The 26,182-nt window shown below is 47.4% G+C and carries 24 protein-coding genes; 9 read left to right on the top strand and 15 right to left on the bottom strand.

Annotated features, from left to right (window positions below):
* Window positions 1-53 precede the first annotated feature (53 nt).
* The 5 genes from RH45_RS21255 to ebgR all read right to left on the bottom strand — a co-directional run bounded on the left by RH45_RS21255 (window position 54) and on the right by ebgR (window position 7,239).
* Entirely contained in the window at window positions 54-1,484 is a 1,431-nt protein-coding gene (locus RH45_RS21255) for an amino acid permease (RefSeq protein ID WP_008081324.1), read from the bottom strand.
* 91 nt (window positions 1,485-1,575) lie between these two features.
* On the bottom strand, window positions 1,576-2,028 hold the full coding sequence (locus tag RH45_RS21250) for a beta-galactosidase subunit beta (RefSeq protein WP_008081323.1): 453 nt from the start codon (window positions 2,026-2,028) through the stop codon (window positions 1,576-1,578).
* Window positions 2,029-2,031: 3 nt separating this feature from the next.
* Window positions 2,032-5,121 carry a beta-galactosidase subunit alpha gene (ebgA, locus tag RH45_RS21245; protein WP_008081321.1) on the bottom strand — a complete coding sequence of 1,030 codons (3,090 nt, stop codon included), beginning with the start codon at window positions 5,119-5,121 and terminating at the stop codon, window positions 2,032-2,034.
* 307 nt (window positions 5,122-5,428) lie between these two features.
* Window positions 5,429-6,259 carry an SGNH/GDSL hydrolase family protein gene (locus tag RH45_RS21240; protein WP_008081320.1) on the bottom strand — a complete coding sequence of 277 codons (831 nt, stop codon included), beginning with the start codon at window positions 6,257-6,259 and terminating at the stop codon, window positions 5,429-5,431.
* Window positions 6,256-7,239, bottom strand: coding sequence for a transcriptional regulator EbgR (gene ebgR / locus RH45_RS21235; protein ID WP_008081318.1), 984 nt, complete (start codon window positions 7,237-7,239; stop codon window positions 6,256-6,258). Before ebgR ends, RH45_RS21240 begins: the two co-directional genes overlap by 4 nt.
* A gap of 363 nt (window positions 7,240-7,602) precedes the next feature.
* Here ebgR and galE point away from each other — a divergent pair, with 363 nt between their 5' ends.
* The 4 genes from galE to galM all read left to right on the top strand — a co-directional run bounded on the left by galE (window position 7,603) and on the right by galM (window position 12,146).
* Window positions 7,603-8,619 carry a UDP-glucose 4-epimerase GalE gene (galE, locus tag RH45_RS21230; RefSeq protein ID WP_008081316.1) on the top strand — a complete coding sequence of 339 codons (1,017 nt, stop codon included), beginning with the start codon at window positions 7,603-7,605 and terminating at the stop codon, window positions 8,617-8,619.
* Window positions 8,620-8,754: 135 nt separating this feature from the next.
* Window positions 8,755-9,807 carry a UDP-glucose--hexose-1-phosphate uridylyltransferase gene (locus RH45_RS21225; protein WP_008081314.1) on the top strand — a complete coding sequence of 351 codons (1,053 nt, stop codon included), beginning with the start codon at window positions 8,755-8,757 and terminating at the stop codon, window positions 9,805-9,807.
* 114 nt (window positions 9,808-9,921) lie between these two features.
* Window positions 9,922-11,082, top strand: a complete 1,161-nt coding sequence (gene galK, locus RH45_RS21220; protein WP_008081313.1) for a galactokinase — start codon at window positions 9,922-9,924, stop codon at window positions 11,080-11,082.
* A gap of 8 nt (window positions 11,083-11,090) precedes the next feature.
* Window positions 11,091-12,146, top strand: coding sequence for a galactose-1-epimerase (galM, locus tag RH45_RS21215; RefSeq protein WP_008081311.1), 1,056 nt, complete (start codon window positions 11,091-11,093; stop codon window positions 12,144-12,146).
* 48 nt (window positions 12,147-12,194) lie between these two features.
* Here galM and RH45_RS21210 read toward each other — a convergent pair whose 3' ends face one another.
* Both RH45_RS21210 and RH45_RS21205 read right to left on the bottom strand, forming a co-directional pair.
* Window positions 12,195-12,539, bottom strand: a complete 345-nt coding sequence (locus RH45_RS21210; RefSeq protein WP_008081309.1) for a ribosome recycling factor family protein — start codon at window positions 12,537-12,539, stop codon at window positions 12,195-12,197.
* 12 nt (window positions 12,540-12,551) lie between these two features.
* On the bottom strand, window positions 12,552-13,463 hold the full coding sequence (locus RH45_RS21205; protein WP_008081306.1) for a LysR family transcriptional regulator: 912 nt from the start codon (window positions 13,461-13,463) through the stop codon (window positions 12,552-12,554).
* A 197-nt stretch (window positions 13,464-13,660) separates the two neighbouring features.
* On the opposite strand from RH45_RS21205, the gene RH45_RS21200 reads away from it, so the two are divergent.
* Window positions 13,661-14,542, top strand: coding sequence for an aldo/keto reductase (locus tag RH45_RS21200; protein ID WP_008081304.1), 882 nt, complete (start codon window positions 13,661-13,663; stop codon window positions 14,540-14,542).
* A gap of 87 nt (window positions 14,543-14,629) precedes the next feature.
* Here the strand turns inward: RH45_RS21200 and RH45_RS21195 are convergent, their stop codons facing one another.
* Complete coding sequence (locus RH45_RS21195) at window positions 14,630-15,628, bottom strand: substrate-binding domain-containing protein (protein ID WP_008081302.1); 999 nt, start codon at window positions 15,626-15,628, stop codon at window positions 14,630-14,632.
* A gap of 166 nt (window positions 15,629-15,794) precedes the next feature.
* On the opposite strand from RH45_RS21195, the gene RH45_RS21190 reads away from it, so the two are divergent.
* The gene (locus RH45_RS21190) at window positions 15,795-16,127 is read left to right on the top strand and encodes a tRNA-binding protein (protein WP_008081301.1); all 333 of its coding nucleotides are present in this window, start codon (window positions 15,795-15,797) and stop codon (window positions 16,125-16,127) included.
* Window positions 16,128-16,142: 15 nt separating this feature from the next.
* On the opposite strand, the gene RH45_RS21185 is transcribed toward RH45_RS21190, so the two are convergent.
* Window positions 16,143-16,703 carry a gamma-glutamylcyclotransferase family protein gene (locus RH45_RS21185; protein ID WP_008081299.1) on the bottom strand — a complete coding sequence of 187 codons (561 nt, stop codon included), beginning with the start codon at window positions 16,701-16,703 and terminating at the stop codon, window positions 16,143-16,145.
* A 259-nt stretch (window positions 16,704-16,962) separates the two neighbouring features.
* Here RH45_RS21185 and RH45_RS21180 point away from each other — a divergent pair, with 259 nt between their 5' ends.
* A complete protein-coding gene (locus RH45_RS21180) occupies window positions 16,963-18,147 on the top strand; it encodes an NnrS family protein (RefSeq protein ID WP_008081297.1) in 1,185 nt (394 codons plus the stop codon).
* A gap of 67 nt (window positions 18,148-18,214) precedes the next feature.
* Here RH45_RS21180 and glpD read toward each other — a convergent pair whose 3' ends face one another.
* The 4 genes from glpD to RH45_RS21160 all read right to left on the bottom strand — a co-directional run bounded on the left by glpD (window position 18,215) and on the right by RH45_RS21160 (window position 23,178).
* A complete protein-coding gene (glpD, locus tag RH45_RS21175; RefSeq protein WP_039959042.1) occupies window positions 18,215-19,762 on the bottom strand; it encodes a glycerol-3-phosphate dehydrogenase in 1,548 nt (515 codons plus the stop codon).
* 196 nt (window positions 19,763-19,958) lie between these two features.
* Window positions 19,959-20,723 (bottom strand): DeoR/GlpR family transcriptional regulator, encoded by a 765-nt coding sequence (locus RH45_RS21170; RefSeq protein WP_008081294.1) that lies wholly within the window; start codon window positions 20,721-20,723, stop codon window positions 19,959-19,961.
* Between the two features lie 180 nt (window positions 20,724-20,903).
* Window positions 20,904-22,421, bottom strand: a complete 1,518-nt coding sequence (gene glpK / locus RH45_RS21165; protein ID WP_008081291.1) for a glycerol kinase GlpK — start codon at window positions 22,419-22,421, stop codon at window positions 20,904-20,906.
* Window positions 22,422-22,647: 226 nt separating this feature from the next.
* Window positions 22,648-23,178 (bottom strand): TetR/AcrR family transcriptional regulator, encoded by a 531-nt coding sequence (locus RH45_RS21160; protein ID WP_008081290.1) that lies wholly within the window; start codon window positions 23,176-23,178, stop codon window positions 22,648-22,650.
* Window positions 23,179-23,295: 117 nt separating this feature from the next.
* On the opposite strand from RH45_RS21160, the gene RH45_RS21155 reads away from it, so the two are divergent.
* Complete coding sequence (locus RH45_RS21155) at window positions 23,296-23,490, top strand: hypothetical protein (protein WP_008081288.1); 195 nt, start codon at window positions 23,296-23,298, stop codon at window positions 23,488-23,490.
* Entirely contained in the window at window positions 23,487-24,017 is a 531-nt protein-coding gene (locus RH45_RS21150) for a DUF2867 domain-containing protein (RefSeq protein WP_008081287.1), read from the top strand. Before RH45_RS21155 ends, RH45_RS21150 begins: the two co-directional genes overlap by 4 nt.
* Before the next feature lie 16 nt (window positions 24,018-24,033).
* On the opposite strand, the gene dapD is transcribed toward RH45_RS21150, so the two are convergent.
* Together dapD and RH45_RS21140 are read right to left on the bottom strand one after the other, a co-directional pair.
* Entirely contained in the window at window positions 24,034-25,065 is a 1,032-nt protein-coding gene (gene dapD / locus RH45_RS21145; protein WP_008081286.1) for a 2,3,4,5-tetrahydropyridine-2,6-dicarboxylate N-succinyltransferase, read from the bottom strand.
* 324 nt (window positions 25,066-25,389) lie between these two features.
* Complete coding sequence (locus RH45_RS21140; RefSeq protein ID WP_004413049.1) at window positions 25,390-25,998, bottom strand: peroxiredoxin C; 609 nt, start codon at window positions 25,996-25,998, stop codon at window positions 25,390-25,392.
* Window positions 25,999-26,182: the final 184 nt, after the last annotated feature.

Genomic DNA, 26,182 nt, shown 5'->3' with positions numbered 1-26,182 from the left:
GCCGCCGCGGCGTCTAGCGGGCAGAGAGCACTAAGCTCTCTGCCTAATTGTGTTTATTTAGCGATGGCTGGAGCGGCTTCTTCTAAGCGCTCGGCATCGTTGAGTGATTTCTCGTATTGGCTGTATTTCCACCAAGCAAAACCAAGGAAGATCATGATGCCACCCACGTTGTAGAAAATGATGGTCATGATGTCCGCTCCAGTTGGGAACATCGAGGCTAAGAAGCCGACGGTGAAAATAACGATCAGAACCGAAACCGCGGCAATCCCCGTCATTCGTGAACCCATTTTGAAATCACGCTCTAGGTGATCCAGTTTCAGGCGAAGGTTGAGGTAAGCCAACATGATGAATAGTGGTGGTAACATTGAAGCGGCAGCCGTCATGTTGATCACGGTATTCATCAGATCTTGTGCCGTGTTTGAGCCCAGAGTCGGAATGATCATTAATGGGAAAACGATGACGTACTGCACCCATGCTGCGCGCGCAGGGACGCCATTTTCATTCAGCTCAATGGTCTTCTGGCCAAAGATGCCCGCTGGAATTTCAGAGAAGAAGATTTTGACAGGGGTGGCTGTCCACATCAGTAATGAACCAAACATTGCGGTAAAGGAAACCAAGCCCACAAAACGATTCATCAGTATCTCAGGCAAACCGAAGTAGCTGGCCAAACCTTCAAACACTTGTACTGAACCGCCGGTGTACTTGAGTTCACTGCTGGAAACGAAGACGTTGATCAAGACGGAAGCAACAGAGTAAAGACCGCCGATAAAGATACCAGCAATGATGATGACTTTGACGAACGACCTAGAGCCACCTTTGACGTCATTGACGTACACAGCCACCGATTCTGCACCGCCCGCTGCCATAAAGATCCAAGTGGTAATGCCAAGAAATGCCCAACTAAAGTCAGGAATCATCGCTTCTACCGTGACTGGGTCGGCAGGCTCGACACCGCCAACCAGTGCTGCACCTGATAACAGAATGTATGAGATGGTCAGCAATAACATCAAAGATGAGGTGACCGAAGTAATTGGGCCCAGCATTTTGGCGCCGTTGGTCGAGACATAGGTTGCGAAGGCAAACAGAATCATACTCAGCGCTGTGGTTGCAAACGGCGTCAGGATGTACTCATAGCCAAGGAAGGCATAAGAGGCGTAGGCAATGACGCGCGGTAATAGTGAAGTAAAGAAAAATAGGTTAACAAACCAGTAAGTGTAGGCAGAAATGAACGCCCAGCGACCACCGAGTGAGCTTTTCACCCAAGCATATACACCGGCTTCTGAGTCCTTATTGAGGGAAACAAATTCAGCGATGATTAAGCAAAATGGAATGAAATAAAACAGAGTCGCCAAGAAGAACATCGGTGCGGAGGCTAAGCCGATCTCGATGTTGTTATTGATGACGTTATTAAAGCTAAATACCGCTGCAAAGGTTAATGACAGTAAGCCAAACTTGCCTATGGTATTGCGTTTGGTGTCAGACATTTTATCTCTCCGAAGAGTCACGTTTTGTAGGGGGAGTTGGGCGGGCTACGATGGCTCGCCCAAACTTATTATTTTTTTAGTAATGTCTTTGTTACTTGTTCAGGAAGTAACCGTCTTCAATGGTCACTTTGAGCACCACCTTACGAACAGGATGATCGCCATGGAATCGGTAGGCTTTATCGTTTTCGAAAATCGCCACTTGTCCCTCACACAACTGACGAACGTCACCGTGGCCAGTTAGGTACTCACGGTCGGTTTCGTCACGATAGCCATCAACCTGAGTGAGTTGAGACTTGTCGGCGAACTCTACGGTTTCTCGTCCTGATAAGTAGTAATGCACATCAAAGTAGCGACGGTTTCCGACAAAAGTGTCGCTGTTGCGAGCAATGCCGTTTTCAATCATGTAGACCAAGGAGTCGCCAATTGAATGCATCACGCCATCTTTGATGTTGGCGATGTTGTCAATCGCTTCAACACAGCGGTTCCACTTACGGCCATCGCGATAAACGATTTTGAATTGCTCTAAGCTTTCTAACACGATCATGAATTACGCCTCGTTTGCTGTCGTTGAAGTAAAGAAACCTTGTTCAAAGCGGTGGCTCGCCAGTGCCTCGGCACTGCAATCGCCTGCTTGAAGCGGTACAAGAGTCAGCCCGTAGCGGAACGCATCCATATACACTCGGTAAGAGTCGAGTACCTCGCTGCCCCAAGAGTTCGAACCTAACCCCATCAGTTTGTGGTCTAGGTTGAGAGTGATGTAACCACTTTTCTCCAGCTCAATGGTGTGTTGCGCTTGATGTAAGTTTTGATTGGTGTAGAACCAAGCGCTGAGGTTGATTTCCTCCTGCGGTTTGACCAACAAGCCAGTACCATTACGGTTGGTGAGGGCTGCCCAGCGAACATTCTGGCGGTTGCCGTTGTTTTGTGGGAATGGGTAGTTCTCAAACATGTCGGCAACGGTGCTCTGATACACATCAATTAGGTTGGCTTGCTTGCTGTCTAAGTAGTTCTCTTCTGGACCGCGGCCGTAATATTTGACTTGGTCAAAGTCACCGTTGATACCAAGGTCGAGACCGATAACAGGAATGACATGAGGGTAGTCGCCATAACGCTCACCACTGAGTTCCAGATTTAACTGACCTTCAGCATTGATTTGGTATCGGTACTGACAGCGCATTCCAAAATCAAACACTGGCGGCGCAATGATGCTGGTGGTCGTGATTTCAATCTTGTCAGCGATTTGCTCAACGTTAAGGCTACGCAAGTGCTCTTGCATAATTTGCAGGTGCGCAGGTTGCCACAGCCCCTCGTGCTCTTGCTTGTGGTTGTCGATCATCGGCTTAAAGAAATTGAGTTTAGGCGCTGACTTAATCAGCTCTTCACCATTGACGACCCAAGAGGTCAGCTTGCCGTTGACCTTCGAGAAGTTAAACGCAAAGTTATTGCCTGAGATCAGGTAGTTGAGACGGCTTTCTTCAACGTTAAGTGGGGTCGCATTTTGATTGATGAAACTAGGTTCAATCGCCGTGCTTTCTTTTAGCTGGTATTGATAAACGGCTATCTCATGGTTTGCCGCGCTGTACAGGGTGCGCGTATCTTTGCGCACTGTGAAGTTAATGAACACCTCGCGCTGGTCAAGTTCAGGGATGGCAATCTCAATATCACGTTGCGAGTTGGCTGCAAGGTCTTCAACTTTGAATTGCACACTGCGTAGCGTTTCTCCTTCCGCGCGAATATCTGCTGTGATGGTGTAATCATTTAGGTCGCTAAACCAGAGTTTGTTTTCGACGATAAACTTACCCATGTAGGCATCAGTGGCGCGAATTTTTACCGGTGCGATGACCTGTTTGTACTCTTTCAGGCCAGGCCCTGGCGTTTGGTCTGGGTACACCAAACCATCCATACAGAAGTTGTAGTTGTTCGGGTAGTCACCGTAGTCGCCACCGAATTTGTAGAAGGATTCACCCTGTTCGTTGCGAGCCAAAATACCATGGTCACACCATTCCCAAACGTAGTGACCTTGAATGTGGTCATGTTGGTAGAAGACGTTTTGGTACTCAGTTAAACCGCCTGGGCCGTTCCCCATTGCGTGCGCGTATTCGCAGATGATGCGTGGCTTCTCATGTGGAAACTCGCCAAAGCAGTTCATCTGTTGAGCGCGTGAGTACATGGTTGAAATAACATCCACCACTTCTGCATCACGGTCTTCTTCATAGTGCACTAAGCGCGTGTTGTCGATGGCCTTGGTAGCCTGATACATAGCGCGAATATTGCAGCCGTAACCCGATTCATTGCCGAGCGACCACATGATGATCGAAGGGTGGTTTTTCTGCGCATGAACATGTCTTTCAGCGCGGTCGACAAACACAGCTTGCCAGTCTGCATCGTCAGTAATACGGCTTAAATCGCCTACATTGGCAAAACCATGAGTTTCAACGTCAGTTTCCGCCATGACAAATAGGCCATAGATATCGCAAAGTTCATAAAAGCGAGGGTCGTTAGGGTAGTGGGCGGTACGTACTGAGTTAATGTTGTGTTGTTTCATCAATACGAGATCTTTCTCGACGCGATCCATTCCCACGGTACGACCTTTGAGATGATCGTTGTCGTGGCGGTTGACGCCGTGCAGCATCACATACTGGTTGTTGATGTAGAAAAGACCATCGCGCACCTTGATATCTCGAAAACCCACCCGCTGTGGAATGACTTCGATGATCTTACCTAGGCTATCTTTCAGTGTCAGAACCAACGGGTACAGATAAGGGGTTTCTGCTGTCCAGTGGATGGGCGTATCCATTTCGATCTCAAAGCGAGCTTGCGTTGTGGTATCGATAGTCAGGTTACTGCAACAGCCTTGTGCAACAACCTGACCTTTATCCATCAGCGCATAGTCAAGTGTGTAGCCAGAAGCTTGTAGGTCAGATAAGTTTGTAAGCTCTACTTGGCAAGACAGGGTTGCAGATACGTAATCGTCAGCGAAGTCGGTGCGAACCGTGAAGTCCTGAACGTGAACGGGCTCTTTACCGACAAGGTAAACATCGCGGAAGATCCCCGCAGTCCACCACATATCTTGGTCTTCAATGTAAGTTGAGTCAGCCCACTGCATAACGCGCACCGCTAACAGATTGTCACCTTGCTGCACATATTGAGAGATATCGAATTCGGCGGTTAGGCGACTGCCCTTGCTAAATCCGACGTAGTGACCGTTCACGTACACTTCGAAGTAGGTTTCTACCCCATCAAACTTGATGATGGTTTGTTTGTCGTTCCAACTGTCACCAAGCGTGAATGTGCGTTGATAGGCGCCGGTCGGGTTGTCGGTTGGCACAAAAGGGACGTCAATTGGGAATGGAAAACCTTCGTCTGTGTATTGAAGATCACCGTGGCCTTCCATTTGCCACATGTTAGGAACCGTAATGTGCTCCCACTGCTGCATAGCTTGCGAGTAGAACTCTTCAGGCACCAGCATTGGATTGGTAAAGAAGTTAAACTTCCATTGGCCGCTAAGCAGCATAAAGTGACTGCTTAACTCGCGTTGGAAGGTTTGTGCTTTGTTCACTGAGTCGTATGAGAAGAAGTAAGCACGGGGGGCTAAGCGATTCTCATGCAGAAGGTGGAAGTTTTCCCAGTTGTTCACGTTTACTCTCCCTCGGCTAAAACGATCGAATGATCAGCCGACGTTGTAATGAAAGAATGGCTCTATGAGCATCTGGAAAAGATATTAGTAAAAGTTTTACTAAAATAAATTTGTGAAAACGTTTTACTTTAACTTGATCACGCTTTGTTTTACACAAGTCGTGAAAGCTGTGATCCGGCTAAAAGAATGACTTTTGAGCAAGGTTAAGTGCAGAAAAGAGGAGCGCTTTCTAGGCAAAAAAAGGCAATAGAAACAAAAAAGCACCGATATTCAGTGCTTTGTGAGGATAGAGATTTCGTTGTCGCTGTTACAATGCTTGCGCTAAGAGAGGGGTTAAGGTGTGCAGCCATTTTTTGTAGGCCGTTGAATTTAAATGTAAATCATCACAACTGCTATCAAGTGGTAAAACTTGTTGAGGGCATATCACTTGATTGAGATCGAGAAAACGCACCTGCTTTTGTTCGCACATTTGTTGCAGTTGTTGGTTCAGTTGAGTGACTTTAGGGTTCAAAGCCGCCATTCTTTCACCCACATACAAGGTTGATTGAACCCAAACTTCGATGTCCTGCGCACACCAAAAATCGACCATTTTTGCGTAATTATGACTGATGTGCTCAACAGAATAACCTTGAGCCAAGTCGTTGATACCTGCCATTACACATACCAGCTTTGGTTGGTGAAGTGTTGTTGTCTCAAGGCGTTGCACCATGCCTGCGGTGGTGTCACCAGCTAAACCTCGATTACTCAGTGGGATGTTAGGCAGGGCATCATGCCAAGGCCCCCATTCAGTAATTGAATCACCAAACATCACCAGATCAACCGGTTTTGCAAAAGCGGAATGGTTGTCCTGAGTCAGGATAAATCGACTCATCTTATGCGCTCGCTGATTTAAGTCCAAAGCTTGGCAGATTTCTGCGAACCGTTCTGCGCTGATCTGCTCGGGTTGAAGACCCTGCGTTATCGATTCAATCTCGGAGATAAACGGTGAAATCCGAGTGGTTAACTGATGTTGCTGACGCAATTGATACAAACGCTCTAGCAGCGCATAAAGCGAAGCCTGTGGGTTTGCATGGTAGAGCTTGACCAGATCTAAACACGCATTTTGCTTCAGTTCAGCCAGTAGCTGATCGTCTGTCATCGGGTGGTTCCTCGTAACTTTAACTTACTTGGTACATAGACTTGTAAAGGTAGCGCTCTGCCATCGCGTACTTTCTCGACAAGTAAGTTAACCCCTTGAATCCCCATCATTTCTGAATGGATGCGTACCGTTGATAGAGAAGGAAAAGTAAACTTCGCTGTGGGAATGTCGTTAACGCTGATAAGAGAAATATCGTCTGGAATATTGAGCCCGTGCTCATGCAGAGCTCTTAATACTCCAATGGCAATAGAGTCGGATGCGATGAACAATGCGCGAGGAAAATCGCTTTTCGCCAACATCTTTTTCGCCAAATCGTAGCCTGATGAGCTGGTGAATTCACCACGATACACATCATCCAGCGAGACAACCCCTTTCAATTGGCCGTATTCAGCAAACGCGATTTCACGAATGTCGGCACTGTTGGGTTGGTCCTGACCACCTATAAAGCCAATACGTTCAAAGCCTTGTTGAATGAAGTAATCGGTCACTTCTTTACTGATTCGAGCTAGGTCAATATCGACGGAATCGAAAGACGACTGGTTGTCACTAAAGTCAACGTAACAAAGGTTATCAGTCAGTTTTGTCAGCTTCTCTATGGTCTCAGGCTGACTGCGGCCAACTAAAAGGACACCTGTGACCTTATTGCTAATCGCTGGAATATCACTGTCATAACAGTTGGTTAGCTCAATGCCGAGCTTGTCGCACTGTGTCTCAATACCGTGGCGAATAGACAAGTAATAAGGGTCATTCACTTCAGCTTCTTGTTTGTAGTTATAGACAGCCAAAAAGTGATGGTTGAGTTTTTTTGCTTGAATGGCTTTTTTCGAGCTGCTGGTCTTGTACTCCAGCTTCTCAGCAATTTCAAATATGCGGTGTTTGGTTTCTTCTTTAACACTTAAGGTGGGGTCATCGTTCAGTACCCGAGAGACGGTTGCCAGAGAAACGCCAGCTTCCGTTGCGATATCTTTTAGTGTCGCCATGATTTACATCCCTTTACGTTGCCTTAGTCGGCAATCTAACTATTGAGAGTCATTGTAAACAATCCATCCTGCGATGTACTAATTTTTAGTAAAAAGTGTAAACAACAGCAGATTCCGCTGACACGCGGTGGAAAGAACGACGTTTTATGCCCAGAAGAGCGCCTATTCTCAACCTATTATGCGATTTAACTAAACCTTTTTCGTCTGTTACCCAGACAGGTAAACATAACTATTTTGTGGAAACGTTTACACAATGCGAATTTGATCACGGATCTTGAGCGGATTTGATTGGTAGACTTTTAATCACAGACAAATGCCTGCGTTGCAGGGCAACGTGGTTTACTAATCAGTGGAGTGCGAACGGTGAAAGTTCTTGTTACGGGTGGTATGGGTTACATCGGCAGTCACACATGTGTGCAGATGATCGAAGCGGGCATGCAGCCCATCATTGTCGACAACTTGTGTAACGCAAAAGCAGAAGTACTGAATCGCATTGAAGCACTAACAGGCAATAGACCGAGCTTTTATCAAGGAGATATTCGCGATGAGTCCTTCCTTGATTCTGTATTCGCCCAGCATTCCATTGAAGCGGTTATCCATTTTGCGGGCTTAAAAGCGGTCGGGGAGTCGGTCGCAAAACCACTGGAATACTATGACAACAACGTCAATGGTTCATTGGTTTTAGCGCGCAGTATGCGTAAGGCGGGAGTGAAAAGTATCGTGTTTAGCTCGTCGGCTACGGTTTATGGTGACCCAACTTCGGTGCCGATTACTGAAGATTCACCAACGGGTGCAACGACAAACCCTTATGGTCGTAGCAAATACATGGTGGAGCAGTGCCTTAGCGATGTGTTCCACGCAGACAGTGATTGGAGCATTACCCTATTACGCTACTTTAATCCTGTGGGAGCTCATCCGTCTGGCACGATGGGAGAAGACCCACAAGGTATTCCGAACAATTTAATGCCTTTTATTGCTCAAGTTGCTGTTGGGCGTCGTGAGAAACTGTCGGTGTTTGGGAACGACTATCCCACTCCTGACGGTACCGGTGTCCGTGACTATATTCATGTAATGGATCTTGCTGACGGCCATATCGCAGCACTCAAAGCGGTCGGTGATCAAGCTGGATTGCACATTTATAACCTTGGCACTGGCAAAGGTTCGAGCGTGCTCGAAATGGTGCAAGCTTTTGCGGCTGCGTGCGACAAGCCGGTGCCTTACGAGCTATGTCCTCGTCGACCGGGAGATATTGCTGAATGTTGGGCCAGTACCGATAAGGCTGAGCGTGATTTAGCTTGGAAAGCGTCGCGAACGGTGAGTGAAATGACCAGAGATACTTGGAAGTGGCAGTCTGAAAATCCAAATGGATACCTCGAATAATCGATGCCAGTTCCGCAGCCTTGCAGTCAGCGAGCGCCCGCTGCTTGGCCACTATGCTGAAAGATGAGCGCAAACTCGTTAAGTAAAGTGCCACATTTCAGCCCGTCAGATTTAGAGCTAAGTTGAGTAAGTAAGATGTCGAATATTGAGTTTAACCCAGTGGATCACCCACACCGTCGATACAATCCTTTGACGGGGCAGTGGATCTTAGTTTCTCCCCACCGTGCCAAGCGACCTTGGAGTGGTGCCGATGAAAAAGCGGCGACGGATGAGCTGCCAAGCTACGATGAAAAGTGCTTTTTATGTCCGACCAATGAACGCATTTCTGGTGACGTAAATCCCGACTATCAGGGCACTTATGTGTTCAACAACGATTTTGCGGCTTTGATGGTTGATTCACCCGACGCTCCTCACTCTGATAGCCCGCTTTTTAAAACGCAAGGTGTGCGCGGATTGAGTCGAGTCATTTGTTTCTCACCCGACCACAGTAAAACCTTACCAGAGTTGTCTGTGACTAAGATTCGCGGCGTGATCGATACTTGGGACCAACAGATTGAAGAGCTGGGTAAAGAGTACCTCTGGGTGCAAGCTTTTGAGAACAAAGGCGAAACCATGGGCTGCTCGCAGCCTCATCCACATGGTCAAATCTGGGCGAACAGTTTCCTACCAAATGAAATCGAACGTAAAGAACATCACTTAAAAGCCTATTACCGTGAGCATGGGTCGAATTTGCTGGTTGATTATGTGACTGAGGAGATTCAAGACGGTTCTCGAATTGTGGTTGAGACCGAGCACTGGGTTGCTTTGGTCCCGTATTGGGCGGCGTGGCCGTTTGAAACCATGCTACTGCCGAAAACGCATATTCGCCGTATGCATGAGTTAAGTGATGAGCAACGCGACGATTTAGCCGTGGCAATTAAGAAGCTCACCAGCCGTTACGACAACTTGTTCCAATGTTCATTCCCTTACTCAATGGGCTGGCACTATGCCCCGTTCTTTGAACAAGGCACAAACATCGATCATTGGCAGTTGCATGCGCTGTTCTATCCGCCATTGCTACGCAGTGCGACGGTGCGTAAGTTTATGGTGGGTTACGAAATGCTAGCGGAAAGCCAGCGAGATTTAACACCAGAGCAAGCCGCACAAAGGCTCAGAGCGCTTAGTGATGTGCATTACAAAGAGCAGTAACACGAACGGTAGGTGATCCCGCCATTAGCGATTAACGGGATAGCGCAACTTTAACTCGAAGAAACAGGCTCACACGCGCTATCCCAAACTAATTTATCTTTAAGAGAGCATTTTATGTCTGAACTTATTCAAAATGTGAAAGCGTCATTTGAGCAGGTCTTGGGGTATCAACCAAGCCATATCATTCAAGCTCCGGGTCGAGTCAACCTGATAGGTGAGCACACTGACTACAACGATGGGTTTGTGTTGCCGTGTGCGATAAATTACCAAACGGTGGTCGCAGCAGCTCAGCGCGATGATTCATTAGTTCGTGTTATTTCAGTGGATTACGGCAATCAAGTCGACGAGTTTGATATCACCAAAGAGATTGAATTTATACAAGATAAAATGTGGGCGAACTACATTCGCGGTGTGGTGAAGCATTTACTGGAGCGTGGTTATCAGTTTGCTGGTGCGGATATTGCCGTGACGGGCAATGTGCCGCAAGGCGCGGGGTTGAGTTCTTCTGCTGCACTTGAAGTCGTCATCGGTCAAACGTTTAAAGCGCTGTACCAGTTGGAGATCAGCCAAGCTGAAATCGCGCTGAACGGTCAACAAGCCGAGAACCAATTTGTGGGTTGTAATTGTGGCATCATGGATCAAATGATTTCCGCTGAAGGACAAGAAAATCATGCCATGCTGCTCGATTGCCGTACGCTCGACACCCAAGCGGTTTCTATGCCAGCAGACATGGCTGTTGTGATCATTAACTCCAATAAGCAGCGTGGTTTGGTGGACAGTGAGTACAACACTCGTCGCCAACAGTGTGAACAAGCGGCGCAAGCGTTTGGTGTTAAAGCACTGAGAGATGTCGATATTGAACAATTTAATGCACGCGTTGCTGAGCTGGATGAAGTGGTGGCGAAACGTGCTCGACATGTGATCAGCGAAAATGCGCGAACCTTAGAAGCAGCAGATGCGCTGCGAGAAAATGATATGCCTCGCTTGGCTAAACTGATGGCAGAATCGCACGCTTCAATGCGTGATGACTTTGAGATTACGGTTAAAGAGATCGATACTTTGGTGGCGATCGTCAAACAGGTGATCGGTAAGCAAGGCGGCGTGCGTATGACTGGTGGTGGGTTCGGTGGTTGTATTGTTGCCTTGATGCCGCCAGCATTGGTTGATGATGTAAAAGCCGCAGTCGAATCTCAGTATCAGGCTGCGACAGGGTTAAAAGAATCGATTTACGTCTGCCAAGCGAAAGCGGGTGCTGGCGTAATCGAAGTTAGGTAAGGCTTAAAATGGTTGAACAGACTTGGCAAAACATGACTGCGCAGATGGCGTTTGATGGGCAACCTGCGCAGTTGTTTGAATTGACCAACACCGTGGGGATGAGTGTTGTGTTGATGGACATCGGGGCGTGTGTGCTCAGTTGTCGCTTACCTTTAGCATGTGGTGAGCAACGGGAGGTGGTACTTGGTGTAGGGACCATGACCGACTTTGAACGACAAGCCAGTTACATGGGGGTAACGGTTGGTCGTTATGCAAACCGCATTGCTAAAGGTAAGTTCTTTATTGATGGCCAGCCTTATCAGCTTGAGCAAAACCAAGCGGGCAACTGCCTGCATGGCGGTAAGCTCGGTTTCAACAAAGTGCGTTGGCAGGTTGTCGAGCATTCGGCTTGCCATGTTCTTTTCCGTTATCGCTCGGCCGATGGCGAGCAAGGTTTTCCGGGGAATTTAGTGGTTGAAGCTTTGTATCGCCTTACTGAACAGGGCGCACTTGAGATTCATTACTCAGCCAAAACAGACGCCAAGACGCCGGTGAATTTGACCAACCACAGTTACTTTAATCTTGATGGTGCTGAAGCGGGCATCGACGTACGTCAGCATCAATTATGGATTGATGCGCAGCAATACTTGCCGACCGACTCTACGGGTGTTCCGGCTGGTTCATTGGCCAGTGTCATAGGGAGTGGCTTTGATTTTACTACTGAGAAAGTGATTGCGCGTGATTTTCTAAGCGATGATCAGCAGCAGGCTGCCAAAGGCTATGATCACAGTTATTACTTTGAGCCAAACAGAGACACCAACCAAGCAGTGGCTCGGCTCACTAGTCAGGATAAAAAAGTGGCGATGAGCGTGATAACTGATAAACCGGCAATGCAGCTCTATACGGGAAACTGGTTGTCTGGTACACCGAGCAGAAGTGGCGAATACTCTGACTATGCGGGGGTCGCGTTAGAAAGCCAATTCTTACCAGATTCTCCCAATCATCCAGAGTGGCCGCAACCTGACTGCATTCTCCACCCTGAGCAAGAGTACCGTTTTACCACTTGCTATCTGTTCCACATTTAATCGCGCTAACGGTTGGGCTCACTTGGCTTAATCGTTACGCTTTCCCGCTTAAAACCCTTCGTGTTCATCAATTGCCCTGCGCGCTTCTTCCATCGAACAGTCGGTCAAGCTAACGAGTTGAGTGACGGTCAAATTTGGCTGTTCAGTGAGGACTTGCTGCAAAGAAATGGTTAACTTGGGTAACGCGAGATTGATCGCTTTGATTATCCACTGTTGGCTGACACTATCGAGCTGATCGCTCAACAGGCGAAGTTGGTCTTCATCTCCGCTCAGCATCCAGTGGCGTGAACGGCGAATGCGTTTCAACTGACAGCCATGCTCAGCGACTAAGTTCAGCACTTGCTGTTTATCATTAACGCGATGAACAAAGCTGTTGAGTGGTACGGAAAGCATAACCAACCTTATCTATTTGAGCGAATGTGTCGCGTGTTTTGACGCGAACCATTGTTGCATGAATTCAGTAAATGCCGCCAATTTGGTACTGCCGCGCAATTGTGGAGGATAGATTAAGTAGATGCTGCTTTGATTGATAAAGTAACGCGGCAGTATTTGCACCAAAGCGCCACTGTCGAGAGCTTGCCTGACCAAGTAATCCGGCATTTTGATGATGCCTTTACCTTGAATTGCCGCCTCCAACAATAACAAGTTGTCATTAATAAACATGTCGCCATCGGTCTTGACCCTAATGGTGGTGTTATCAGAAAAGAACGCCCACTCGGTTAAATGAGGATCTGACAAACAGTTATGTTGTACTAACTGATCCGGATGGGTCGGTTCTCCATAACGCGCAAGGTATTGCGGCGAGGCGCAGCAGATGTGCTGATAGGGCATCAGCTTTTTCGCCACCATATTTTCTGGCGGATTGGTGGTGGCACGGATAGCGAGGTCAAAGTTAGTTTTTGTTAGATCTTCTCGGGTGTAGCCGACATTCAAATCAAATTCGATCTGCGGGTGGATGTCTTGAAACTCGCGGCAGATATCAATCAGAAAGCGATGGCTAAAGATGGTCGGTGCCGTAATACGCAACATGCCCGTCACTTCACTCTCGGTATGTTCGAGCTCTTTTTCCAGTTGCAAAATGGATGAGTTGATGGCTTGCATCTTGAGTAAGATCTTCTCACCCGCGGAAGTAAGGCGCACGCTGCGAGTCGAACGAATCAATAAGCTGGTTTCCAGCTCTTGCTCTAACTGGTGGATTTGTGAGGAGAGGTAACTACGTGAAATGCCTAACTTATCCGCAGCTTTGGAGAAGCTCAACTGATTGGCGACTTCACTAAACAGCGCATAGCGTTCAAAACGTTTATGCATTTTGTGCATCTAGAGCATCCTTTGTTTCACCAATCGAGTGAGTATTATAATTCAATATAAAAGATTAATACTAGTTGATTGTCCTTTATATCGAATTATCTTTTCTTGATAGCTGGTTTAATCACAGTGGGCTTCGGGCGTATAGTGTCAATAGATGAATTGATGATCAGTGGCTGAACTGGTTAAACATGATAGGAATTAAGACCATGCAAAAAGAGCATCCAGTGTTCTCTCCAATGATTCAAGGTTACTGGCGTATGGCTGAGTGGGGGATGAGCACCCAGCAGCAACACGCATTTGTTAAGCAGCATATTGAACTGGGGGTCACTACGGTTGACCATGCTCCAGTGTATGGTCCGGAATCGGCCTGTGAGCGTATGTTTGGTGATGTGCTTACTCTTGATAGCAGCTTGCGCGATCAAATCCAAATTGTGTCTAAGTGCGGTATTTATCGCGGTGAAGGAAAGTACGTTAATCACTATAACAGTGGTAAGGCCGCAATCCTGGAATCGGTCGATGAATCGCTGCAACGTCTTAAAACCGATCATCTTGATGTCCTACTATTGCACCGTCCAGATTTACTCATGGATGCCGATGAGGCCGCTGAGGCATTTTCACAGTTGAAAGCCGCCGGTAAAGTGAAACACTTCGGTGTGTCGAATTTCACACCTGCGCAATTTGCGCTGTTGCAATCGCGTGTCGATGAGTCATTGATCACTAACCAAGTTGAGATAAATCCGGTGAATCTTCAGGTCACGGAAGATGGGACGCTAGAGCAACTTCAGCAAGAGCGCGTACGTCCTATGGCATGGTCTTGCTTAGCTGGTGGTCGTTTGTTCAGCGAAGAAAATGACCAGTTCCAGCGCCTTCGCTCTACATTACATCAAGTGGCTGAAGAGATTGGTGCGAACTCTCTGGATCAAGTGGTGTTTGCCTGGGTATTACGTTTACCGTCTAACCCTGTGCCGATCCTTGGTAGTGGTAATATTGAGCGAGTAAAAACCGCGGTCGGTGCGTTAGACCTGCAACTGACTAACGAGCAATGGTACCGAATCTGGGTGGCATCAAAAGGTCATGACGTTGCATAACGCGATAGGCTAGGTGGCGAGACTGTATCGCCAAACAAAGAAAAGGCATGAGAGATCATGCCTTTGTTTTTATGTGATTTACCCAAGTTAGATCTTGTCGACAGAATTGCGTCTAACCAAAGTCGGGGTAAAGACAATCGCTTCATCTTCTGCGGGCTCTGACTTGGCTAGTTTGAGTGCCAGTCGAGCGGCGCGTTCAGCCATCATTTCTATCGGGTAGCGAATCGTGGTTAAGCGCGGGTGGACATAACGTGCGATCAAGCCATCATCAAATCCGAGCATGGAAACCTGGTCAGGGACCACAATGCCATTTTCATCTAATACAGCCAATGCACCCGCAGCCATATAGTCGTTATAGGCGACCGCCCCGGTGATCGTCAGCGATTTGGTGAGTAGGTTGGTCATTGCGACTTCTCCACCATCACTGTTGGGTTCGCCATACTCAATGTAGCTTTTAGGCAGGTCAATATCGTGCTCTTTCAATGCGGCGAGGTAGCCTTCGACGCGGTCTCGAGCATCTTCAATGTCATGGCTGGATGCGATACAGGCAATTTTACGATGACCATGACGAATCAAGTATTCGGTCGCCAAATACGCACCTTGGCGGTTATCGAGTGAAATGCAGCGCTCCGATAATTCAGGAATATGGCGGTTGATCAGTACCATGCCTTTTACTTCGTTGGCGTATTTGATCAACTCCTCATCGGTGAGCCCTTTGGAATGGATCACTAGAGCGTCGCAGCGGTTGTTAATCAGTAACTCTATCGCTTTGCGCTCTTCTTCTGCTCGGTGATAGCCGTTACCGATCAGTATGTGCTTACCATGCTCGTGAGCGACATTGTCGACGGCTTTAACCAAAGTGCCAAAAAACGGATCCGATACATCCCCCACCAAAACACCAACAGTATTGCTGTTCTGGCTGACGAGGGCCTGCGCCGCCGCGTTGGGGCGATAGCCCAGCTTAGCCATCGCCTGAGTGACAGATTGAATCGACGCTTTACTTGCTTTCGGTGAGTGATTGATCACGCGCGATACCGTCGCGATTGAGACACCAGCCTCGCGTGCGACATCTTTGATAGTTGCCATATTCGACCTCAGAAATAGTTCTGAGCCCATTTAACCCTGTCAATGTAAATAAGGCAAACACTATGACTGTTACCTTATCAAAATGAGATCTTTACCACTTGTAATATAAGGCATTGCTGATAGTGTAAACGTTGTCTTTTAGTAAAACTTTACTTGGTGTTTTATCATGGAAACTATCACTTACAATGACTTTGCCAAATTAGAGATTCGTACCGGGAAAATTATCGAGGTAACGCGCCACCAGAACGCTGACAAGCTGTATATAGTGCAGATTGATGTCGGCGAACAGCGCCTGCAAACCGTCACGAGCTTGGTACCCTACTATACGGAGCAAGAGCTGATGGGCAAAGAGGTCGTGGTGCTGTGCAATTTGGCGAAAGCGAAGATGCGAGGTGAAACCTCTGAATGTATGCTGCTGTGTGCTGAAACTGACGATGAGTCTGAGAGTGTGCTGCTCACCCCAGAGCGCTCAATGCCTGCTGGGGTGCGTATCGTTTAAGCGGTTTTCCGTCGATTAGGCTCGCGCAAGTGCGACCAGGGCATCAATTTGGCTGTGGTGCTCTGGTGTTACACCTGCCAAATTGCCGTACTTCGGCTGGTGGCGATCGTTTTCTAACGGAAAATGCCAGCCGATCGTATGTTCAACAAACTGTTTGGCGAATTGTTCAGAAATTTCTAAACACCCCGCTAAAACAGTGTCGACATAAGTCTGCATGATGGGGCTGAGATCGCACGGTGGCTCGGGCTGATCCTTGATATAAACCCACACTTGGTCGTGTTTCGCCAGCTCGTAGTCGCTGTCAATCTGCTCTGCACCTATGGTAACGCGATGGTAGCCTCGTTCACGACGGTCAAACTCAATTAACCCCTGGTCATCGACTTGCAGCAATACGCCGTTGACTTGACCATCTCCTCGATTTACCACCAATGGCGACAAGATATAGCTGTCATCGACTTTGCCCCAGTAACGTTTGAAGCCGTGTGCTGTCGCGGTAATTGCGTGCGAAGTTTGCCCGGTTAATTGGCGTGACGCAGAGTTCATTAAACTGCCGTAACCGAAAATGTAGTGAGCCATCCATTTCTCCTCAAATAGATCATCTTGGTTATTCAGCCATAAGGCGTTTATCAAAACCTACCGACTTTTGCCGATAAAAGAAACCACAAAAAATAACACTATAGAGTCACATTGACATGAGTTTGATTGGTCATATTGACGCTATTTTAAGTTGTCCTTGTTTTAAGTGATTGAAATATATAGCCACTTGTAGTTGGAATGTTTCTTGCGATGTCATGGCTAATAGATGTTTGTTTGCAAAATTTTCAGGAGTCATTCTGTGCTCAATATTACCGATAAAAAAGTTGAAGAAGCTATTCCTCCATTACTTCGCTTAGGTTTTCGTCCGTTCTTTCTGCTTGGTTCTGTGTACGCGGTGTTAGCCATTGCTGTTTGGGTATGGATGTTCCAATCCGGCCAGCCGAGTCAGTTACAGGTCCCTGCATTGTGGTGGCATGTGCATGAAATGTTGTTTGGCTTTGCTATGGCAATTGTCGCAGGTTTTGTTCTAACTGCAGTACAGAACTGGACCGGTATCAATGGGACTAAACATCATCGATTGGCATTGCTAGTGGTGCTTTGGTTGCTACCAAGAGTGTTGTTCTGGACTCCGACACCTTTGTGGCTCATTTCTAGCATTGAAGCACTATTTTTAGCCCTCACCGCCTACGAAATTGGCGTTCGGGTGGTAAAGGCGAAAGGGTGGCGTAATCTATTCTTTGTCCCGCTCTTTATTCTGGCAATCGTCGCTAACTTTGCCAGTTACGCTGCGATAAAGGGGATGCCTCCATTTCCGCCTTCAGCTGTTTGGCAGGCAATGTTGTGGTGGTTTACTTTGCTACTCTCAATAATGGGCAGTCGCGTTATTCCTTTCTTTACTGCTCGTCGATTTAACTTTGAGAAACCTCAACCGATCGTTTGGCTAGACTGGGCGGCGAACTTACCTTTAGTCGGGTTGTTCATTTTGAGCTTCTTCCCAATGACTTTCGCTCAGTTGGGACAGCCATTGATGTTGTTTTCTGGTGTTGCGCATTTAATTCGAGTGTCACGTTGGCAGCCGTGGCGTACGCTGAGTGAGCCGTTAGTCTGGTCGCTGCATGCCACTTATCTGTGTATTCCTGTCAGCTTAATTCTGCGAGGGGTGCTGGATAATCCATTTGCTGCGCACAATATGCTGCACTTATTCGCAATTGGTGCCATTGGTGGGGTGATCTTGGCCATGATTGCTCGAGTCACAATGGGCCATACTGGTCGCGCGATATACCAAGGCCCGAACATGTCACTGGCATTTATCGCCATTATTGCAGCCGCTCTCGTTCGCAGTGTGGGTGTCGCCTTGGTACCGTCAAGTATGCTGCTGTGGGTCAATGTGAGTGCAGGGCTATGGGTTCTGGCGTTTGCTTTATTTGTTTATAAGTTTGGTTCGATGTTAATGCGTCCGAGAGTGGACGGCCACCCCGGGTAAACTGAGAGAGGGAAAATCCTCCAAGGCAGAGCTTTTCTTATGCTTCGCCTTGGAGGGGGGAGGGAAACTAGCTAACTTGAGACAAGCTGACGACCTTAGCTTGTTGTACTGATTGTAAGTATCGGTTCAACTCCGCTCGTTCATCCTCGGCGATGTATAGCCCAAGCTTGGTACGACGCCACAAGATGTCTTGCTCTGTTTGTGCCAGTTCATGTTTGAGCAAATAGTCAATTTCGGCTTGATAGATGCCGCCCGCTTGTTGGCTGAACTCTTGCCCCATTTCTTCGAGCTTGGTGATGCCTTGTAGCAGCTGCCAAGTCTGGCTACCAAACTGACACACATAGCGAAACGCCAACTCTTGCGATAACCAAGGGTATTGTGAGCGAACAGATTGCGCGAGTTGCTCACGTGTACAACTGAAGTTCCCGCCCGGTAGTGCTTGTTTGTCAGTCCAAGTTGCCCCCATGCTAGGGAAGAATGGCTCTAGTTTTCTCATCGCCGATTCTGCTAATTTTCGGTAGGTTGTTAATTTGCCGCCAAAAATCGATAGCAATGGGGCTTGATCGTATTCTGCCTCTAACTCAAGCGTGTAGTCGCGAGTAATCGCTTGGGGCGAATCAGATTCATCATCGCACAGAGGGCGCACGCCACTGTAACTCCACACCACATCGTCTTTGGTTAGCTGGTGTACAAAGTGCTGGTTGACGATATCAATCAAGTAATCCACTTCGTTGTCATCTATAGTCACATCGCGGGGATCGCCTTTGTATTCGACGTCTGTCGTTCCTATGATGGAAAACTTATCCAAGTAAGGGATCATAAATACAATGCGATGATCTTTGTTTTGCAAGATATACGCTTGAGGCTCATCGTGAATGCGCGGAATGACGATGTGAGAGCCTTTGATCAAGCGGATATTGCGTGGAGACGTTTGTTCTAAGCCGTCATCGTAAAATGTTTTCACCCAAGGCCCTGCTGCATTGACAAGTGCTTTCGCTTGGCGCTCAAAACGTTGGCCTGTCATTACATCCTCGATGGTGACATGCCAAAGATCTCCTTTACGAGTCGCTTTTTCTACTTTGCAGTAATTACGAATTTCGGCGTTATGCTCTTTCGCTGCGAGTACATTGAGTAGGGTAAGGCGTGCATCGTCAACCCAACAATCGGAGTACTCAAAGCCTTTTTTCATCTCTGGCTTTAACAGCCCTGATTGAGTCAAATCGATGGACTCGCTGGCAGGAAGCGTGGTGCGTTTACCTAAGTTGTCGTACAAGAACAACCCACAACGAATCATCCATGCTGGGCGTAGAAATGGTCGGTGTGGTAATCGAAAGCGCATCGGCTGAGCGATATGTGGTGCTTTGGCTAATAAGACCTCTCGCTCTGCAAGTGCTTCGGAAACCAAACGAAATTCGTAGTGCTCAAGGTAGCGTAGACCGCCATGGATCAATTTTGAGCTCGCAGATGAGGTAGCGGATGCAAAGTCATTTGCCTCATACAAACCAACAGAAAGCCCTCGTCCAGCAGCGTCTGCTGCAATACCTGCACCATTAATACCACCACCAATAATGATCATATCTAAAGGAGGAGGGGTGGCAGATTGATTGATACTCATAAAATGACCTCTTGTGAGCGAACGAGCATAATTGAACATATTGGAATCCTAACTACACTTTCGTTTAAGATCATTAATTATTTTCGTTTATGTTCGTTTTGTGTGATTTGCGCACAAAAAAGCCTCCATGAGATCATGGAGGCTTGGTTTGTATCTTTGGTGTTTTGGGTTTGTTAAGAAGTGTGTGTTTTTTGTTTTAACCAATGACTTCTAGAGGGATGCCGTGCTCTTTAAGAATGGCTTGAATTTCTTTAGGCGGCTCTTTATCGGTAAACAACATATGCAGTTGGGAGATATTGCCTAATTTCACCATGGCATTACGGCCAAACTTTGAGTGATCAACCGCGAGGAACACACTGCGACTGTTTTCGATGATCGCTTGCTTGACGCGAACTTCATGGTAGTCAAAGTCCAGCAATGAACCATCAAAATCGATGCCACTCACACCTAAAATTCCAAAGTCCAAACGGAACTGCTTAACGAAATCAAGCGTTGCCTCTCCGACAATCCCGCCATCTCGATTACGAACTTCACCGCCAGCAAGGATGACTTTGAATTCCGGATTGGGTAATAAAATGGTGGCGACATTGATGTTATTGGTGACGACTCGTAATTGCTTGTGGTTTTTGTTCAATGCGCGGGCAACGGCTTCAGGGGTTGTGCCTATGTCAATAAACAACGTTGCGCCGTCAGGAATGTGTTTAACGAGCTCTTCCGCAACCACATCTTTTTCATTGAAGTTTAAGCTTTTACGGGTGTTGTAAGAGGTGTTTTCGGAGCTTAGAGGGATAGTCGCTCCACCATGGTAGCGGCGGATTTTATTGGCGTCAGCGAGTTCGTTAAGATCACGTCGAATGGTTTGTGGGCTGACGTTAAACTGCTCGACCAGTTCATCCGTACTAACGTATCCCTGTTTTTGCACTAGCTCTACGATCTGCTGATGCCTCGGTACTTGCTTCACTTTTTACTCCTAGTGGCACAGGGCAACCCTCAGTGCTCGATATTCGAAAATAATAACTCGTTTTATTGTGCTCGAATTCGTTCGTTGTGAGAAGTCCCGCGATGAAGGAATACGGGGTAAAACGCAAAAAGAGCACCGCAATGGATGCTCTTTAAATGCCATAGAGGACGTGATGAATAGCTAGTCTTCGTCTGTGTGCATGTCGGCCCAGACTTGAGTGCACTGTACTGCACGTTTCCAGCCTTTATAACGGCGGTTGCGTTTTTCTTCGCATTCGTGTGGCTCAAAGGTGCGATCCAGCACAGCTTTATCTTGCAGCTCGTCAATGCTGTCCCAGTAGCCGACGGCCAGTCCTGCAAGGTACGCGGCCCCGAGTGCGGTGACTTCTGTGACTTGTGGGCGGTGGACCTCGGTATTGAGAACGTCAGATTGGAACTGCATCAAGAAGTTGTTCGCAACCGCGCCACCATCAACACGTAAGTTCGCTAAGCTAATGCCCGAGTCTGCTTGCATGGCATCAAGAACGTCGCGAGTTTGGTATGCAATTCCTTCGAGTGTAGCGCGAATGATATGGTTCGAGCTAATGCCTCGGGTAAGACCAACAATGGTACCGCGAGCATATGCATTCCAGTATGGTGCGCCTAATCCGGTAAAAGCTGGGACAACATAAACACCATTTGAAGAGTCAACTTTGGTTGCGAAATACTCGGAGTCTTTTGCATCGGCCAACAGCTTCATTTCGTCGCGTAGCCATTGAATGGATGCGCCGCCCATAAACACAGCTCCTTCAAGCGCGTAAGCCGGTTCGCCTGAGGGACCACAAGCAAGCGTGGTGAGTAGCCCGTGCGTTGAGGTGACTTTCTCTTGGCCAGTATTCATTAATAAGAAACAGCCAGTGCCATAAGTGTTTTTTGCTTGGCCGGCTTCAACACACATCTGTCCGTAGAGAGCCGCTTGCTGGTCACCCGCAATCCCCGCGATTGGAATACGTGTACCGCCTTTACCACCAATGTTGGTTTGGCCGTAGACTTCTGACGAACGTTTCACTTCTGGCATCATTGAAGCCGGAATACCCAGCTCATCGAGAAGCTTTTGATCCCAACTGAGGGTGTTGATGTTGAATAGCATGGTACGCGAAGCGTTCGTGTAGTCAGTGACGTGAACACGGCCTTGGGTCATTTTCCAAACTAACCAGGTATCGACCGTACCAAAGAGCAGTTTTCCAGCTTCGGCATCTTCTCGTGCGCCTTCGACATTATCGAGAATCCACTTCACTTTGGTGCCAGAAAAGTAAGGGTCGAGTAGTAGGCCTGTATTCTCCCGGACGTACTCTTCCAAGCCACGCGACTTGAGCTCTTCACAGATCTCTGCGGTACGACGGCATTGCCACACTATGGCGTTATATACCGGTTTGCCTGTCTCTTTGTTCCACACTATGGTGGTTTCGCGTTGGTTAGTGATACCAATAGCAGCCAGCTGATCGCTACGAATGCCTGACTTGGCAAGGGTTTCAATAAAGGTTGAACTTTGGGTTGCCCAGATTTCCAACGGGTCATGCTCAACCCAACCTGACTGAGGGTAGATCTGAGTAAACTCGCGCTGCGATAGGCTGACGATATTGGCATCATGGTCCAATATCACGGCGCGTGAGCTGGTTGTGCCTTGATCAAGAGCCACAATGTATTTCTGCTCAGTCATGGTAAATGTCCTTTTTCGCTATCTTACTTATATTTTAGTCACTGCAATCGTAGGGCTGCGATCTTGTCATTAGCTTCGACCGCGGATTCAATTTTCCATAGTCCGGTCAATTCGAAAACAAAAAATCATAAAAAATGAGCGTTCGAGCATAAAAATGTCAACGAGATGTTAATTTATGCCGAGGTGGCGGGGTTCAGCGTGCGCCAAGCTTATGCGCGTTCGCGCACTATTGTTGCGATTCTCCCAGTAGCGTTCGGTACTTAAACTCCAGCTCTTCTAACGCCAGTTGCAGATCGGGTTGCGCCTTACTGAGGTGACTGATCAGTGTCATAAAGTAGCAGTCTAAGATGATTGGCATTTTATTGATCACGGAGGCCGGTAGCAGGGTGGCATCAAACAAAGCGCGGTTGAAGGATTGGTAATAATCCATGTCCCAAATCACTTCTTTGAGTAGTGCTCGACTTAAATTTAGGTTTGCAAAATAGTAACCGTAATAGGTTCTGGCAAATTGCATTCCTAGCTCGAGTGCGTCTTGGGTCGGTTGGAGTTCGCTCTGTTGGGAAAGCGTGGTCAGTTGACCCATCATGCCTTCACGCAAAATGGCCAGCTTAGTATCGAAGTGGCTAAACACTGTTCCATCAGCAACGCCCGCTTGGCGAGCGATCTGCCGGGTTGATGTCTCTTGGTAGCCTTGCTGTTCGAATAGATGCCAAGCGGCAGCGAGGATTTTTTGTCTTGTTTGCTCTCGTTTACTCATTGTATTCCTAACCCAAAACCGTGCAGACGAATCATACGCTCACCTTGCGGAGTTGACAAATTGAGCACGCTCAATTATAAAAATGAGCGTGCTCATTTTTATAATTGGAGGAGAAACATGGATACGTTACAACATGGGTTGGTCTTGGTGGCTCGCTGGTTGGTTTTCCTACCGGCCATCTTTTGCTTTTCTTATTTGTTAAGGCCGGTTTTGATGATGATTTTGATTCCCGGTGCCTTGCTGTTTTTAGCCATGATTGGCGGGAGCGAAGTCCGAGGGGCGATGAAGGACATGATGAAGGCGCTATTATGAGTCGAATTGAGATGGTTGAAATACCCAACCAAAGTCAGTTAAGTCATCATTCGCCTAAGGCGAGCTTTAGTGACAGTTTTGGTTTTGTCGTTGCGGATGAATTACGCTCCCCTCAACAGGTGTACCTCGACATTTTTGGTCACTTACCTGCGTGGATTGAACGTTTAATGCGGCTTCGAAATCAGATTGTTGGCGTATTGGGTTTTGAGACATCGCCTGAGATCACGCCACTTACGTTACAGAAATTGATGACCAACGAGTTGGGCGGTATTCATCAATTGGCTTATTCCAGTGATCAAGAAATTGTCTGTACCAGTCGGGACAAACATATCCAGGTTAGCCTTTCGGTGTTGAAGCTAAACTCTGGCAAGTTTGTCCTATCGACTCAGGTCGATACTTTTACTCTCTGTGGGGCCATCTATTTGCAGGCAATCATTCCTTTTCACAAGTTGATTGCAGCAAGCAGTATTCGGTCGATGTTGCGGCGTGAAGAGCATAAAAAAGCCGAGCATCAAGGCTCGGCTTAAAAGAGGTGGGGCTTAATTAGTTGTTGCTGTGCAGCTCAGAGTTAAGCTCTACGGCTGATTTATTCGCCAGACATTCAATTTGGCCCGTCACTGAGTTACGACGGAATAGAAGATCGGATACGCCAGCAAGGTCGCGAGCTTTAACGACTTCAACTTCTTGGCCTGAAGAGTCAAGCATACGAACTTTCGAGCCTGCGGTAACATATAGACCAGACTCAACCGTACAACGGTCACCCAATGGGAAGCCAAGGCCTGCGTTTGCGCCAAGTAGTGAGTTCTCACCGATTGAAACAACCACAGTACCGCCACCTGATAGGGTACCCATGATAGAAGCGCCACCGCCGATATCCGAACCGTTACCGACAACAACACCAGCAGAGATGCGGCCTTCAACCATGCTTACGCCTGTTGTACCCGCGTTGAAGTTGATGAAACCTTCGTGCATTACTGTTGTACCTTCACCCACATGTGCGCCAAGACGAACGCGAGAAGTGTCAGCGATACGAATACCTGCAGGTACCACGTAATCCACCATTTTAGGGAATTTATCAACACAATCGACAGACAGTGCACGACCCGCTAGGCGAGCTTCGATTTGGCGATCAGCAAGCTCTGGAAGGTCGATTGGACCTTCATTTGTCCATGCGATGTTATGCAGTAGACCAAAGATGCCATCTAGCACTGTGCCGTGTGGCTGAACTAGGCGGTTGGAGATCAGTTGTAGTTTCAGGAAACCTTCAGCAACCGATGCTGGTTTCTCATCAGTTGCAAGAACAACGAGAACAAGCGGTTGGGCCGATTCTGCTGCTTTTGCCGCGAATGATGCGTTCGCTGCATCACCGTGTGCTTCGAATGCAGAGGCAAGTTCAGCGCTTTGCGCTGCTGAAATTTCGATTGCTTGGTTACCTTGCTCGTAGCCCGCAACATTCGCAACGGCTTCAACAAGTGCATCACCAGGGTTTAGCACTGGGTTTGGAAAAAACGCTTCAATGATTTTGCCGTCACGGTTTTTAGTCGCTGTACCAAAGGCAAGAGAAAAGTAAGCCATGTTAAATCTCCATGTAAGTATTCATTCGAAAAGCGCTGCTTGCGCTTAGAAAAATCAAGTTAGACTCATCATAAAGAGAGCCTCGCAGACTTTAAAGGGCAGAAATAGAGAAAGTCTGTAAGCCGATATTTTTTGTCTCTTTAGCGATATGTTGTCTTTTCGCCTATATCTAAGTGAAAAAAAGCCCGAAGCAGTGCTTCGGGCTTTTCGTTAAGACTTTACTTAGAACTGATTGGCGTTTGCTGTGCACTGAGTGCTTTTTATTTAATTAGCTTTATATCGTCCAACCATCACACCCATTGAGCTTAGGTGTGTTAAAGCAAATTACTTGCTTAGGTCTTCTGCGTGCTCAGATAGGAACGCTGCAACACCTTTTGGAGATGCGTCCATACCTGCTTTACCTTCTTCCCACTGTGCAGGACAAACTTCGCCGTGCTTCTGGTGGAAGTTAAGAGCGTCAACCATGCGTAGCATTTCGTCGATGTTACGGCCTAGTGGTAGGTCGTTAACAACTTGGTGACGTACTAGACCGTCTTCGTCGATTAGGAAAGAACCACGGAAAGCAACGCCTGCTTCTGGGTGCTCTACGTCGTATGCTTTACAGATTTCGTGCTTAACGTCAGCAACTAGTGGGTACTTAACTTGACCGATACCGCCATCTTCGATAGCAGTGTTACGCCATGCGTTGTGAGAGAACTGAGAATCGATAGAAACACCGATTACTTCAACACCTTTAGCTTGGAAATCAGCTAGACGGTTGTCGAAAGCGATTAGCTCAGATGGGCAAACGAAAGTGAAGTCTAGTGGGTAGAAGAAAACAACTGCTTTCTTACCTTTAGTGAACTCTGCGAAGTTGAAGTTATCAACGATCTCACCGTTACCTAGAACAGCTGCAGCAGTAAAATCTGGGGCTTGACGACCTACTAGTACCATTTTTTTGCTCCTAAAAAGTATGGTTAGTTCCAAACTGATTTGAGTTATATCAGTTCGGTCCGTGTTTATTCGGGACAAACTATAGTACAGATTGTAGTATTGAAAAAAGCGAATTAAATAGATTAAGTTAATCGAAAAAAACGATAAGTGTGAATTCATTAACTTGGTCAACTTCTACTAGTTA

Origin of the sequence: Vibrio sinaloensis DSM 21326 (genome assembly GCF_000189275.1) — a bacterium.
Lineage (GTDB): Bacteria > Pseudomonadota > Gammaproteobacteria > Enterobacterales > Vibrionaceae > Vibrio > Vibrio sinaloensis.
The sequence above is the reverse complement of the archived record's forward strand: the minus strand, read 5'-3'. Positions and strand labels throughout refer to the sequence as shown.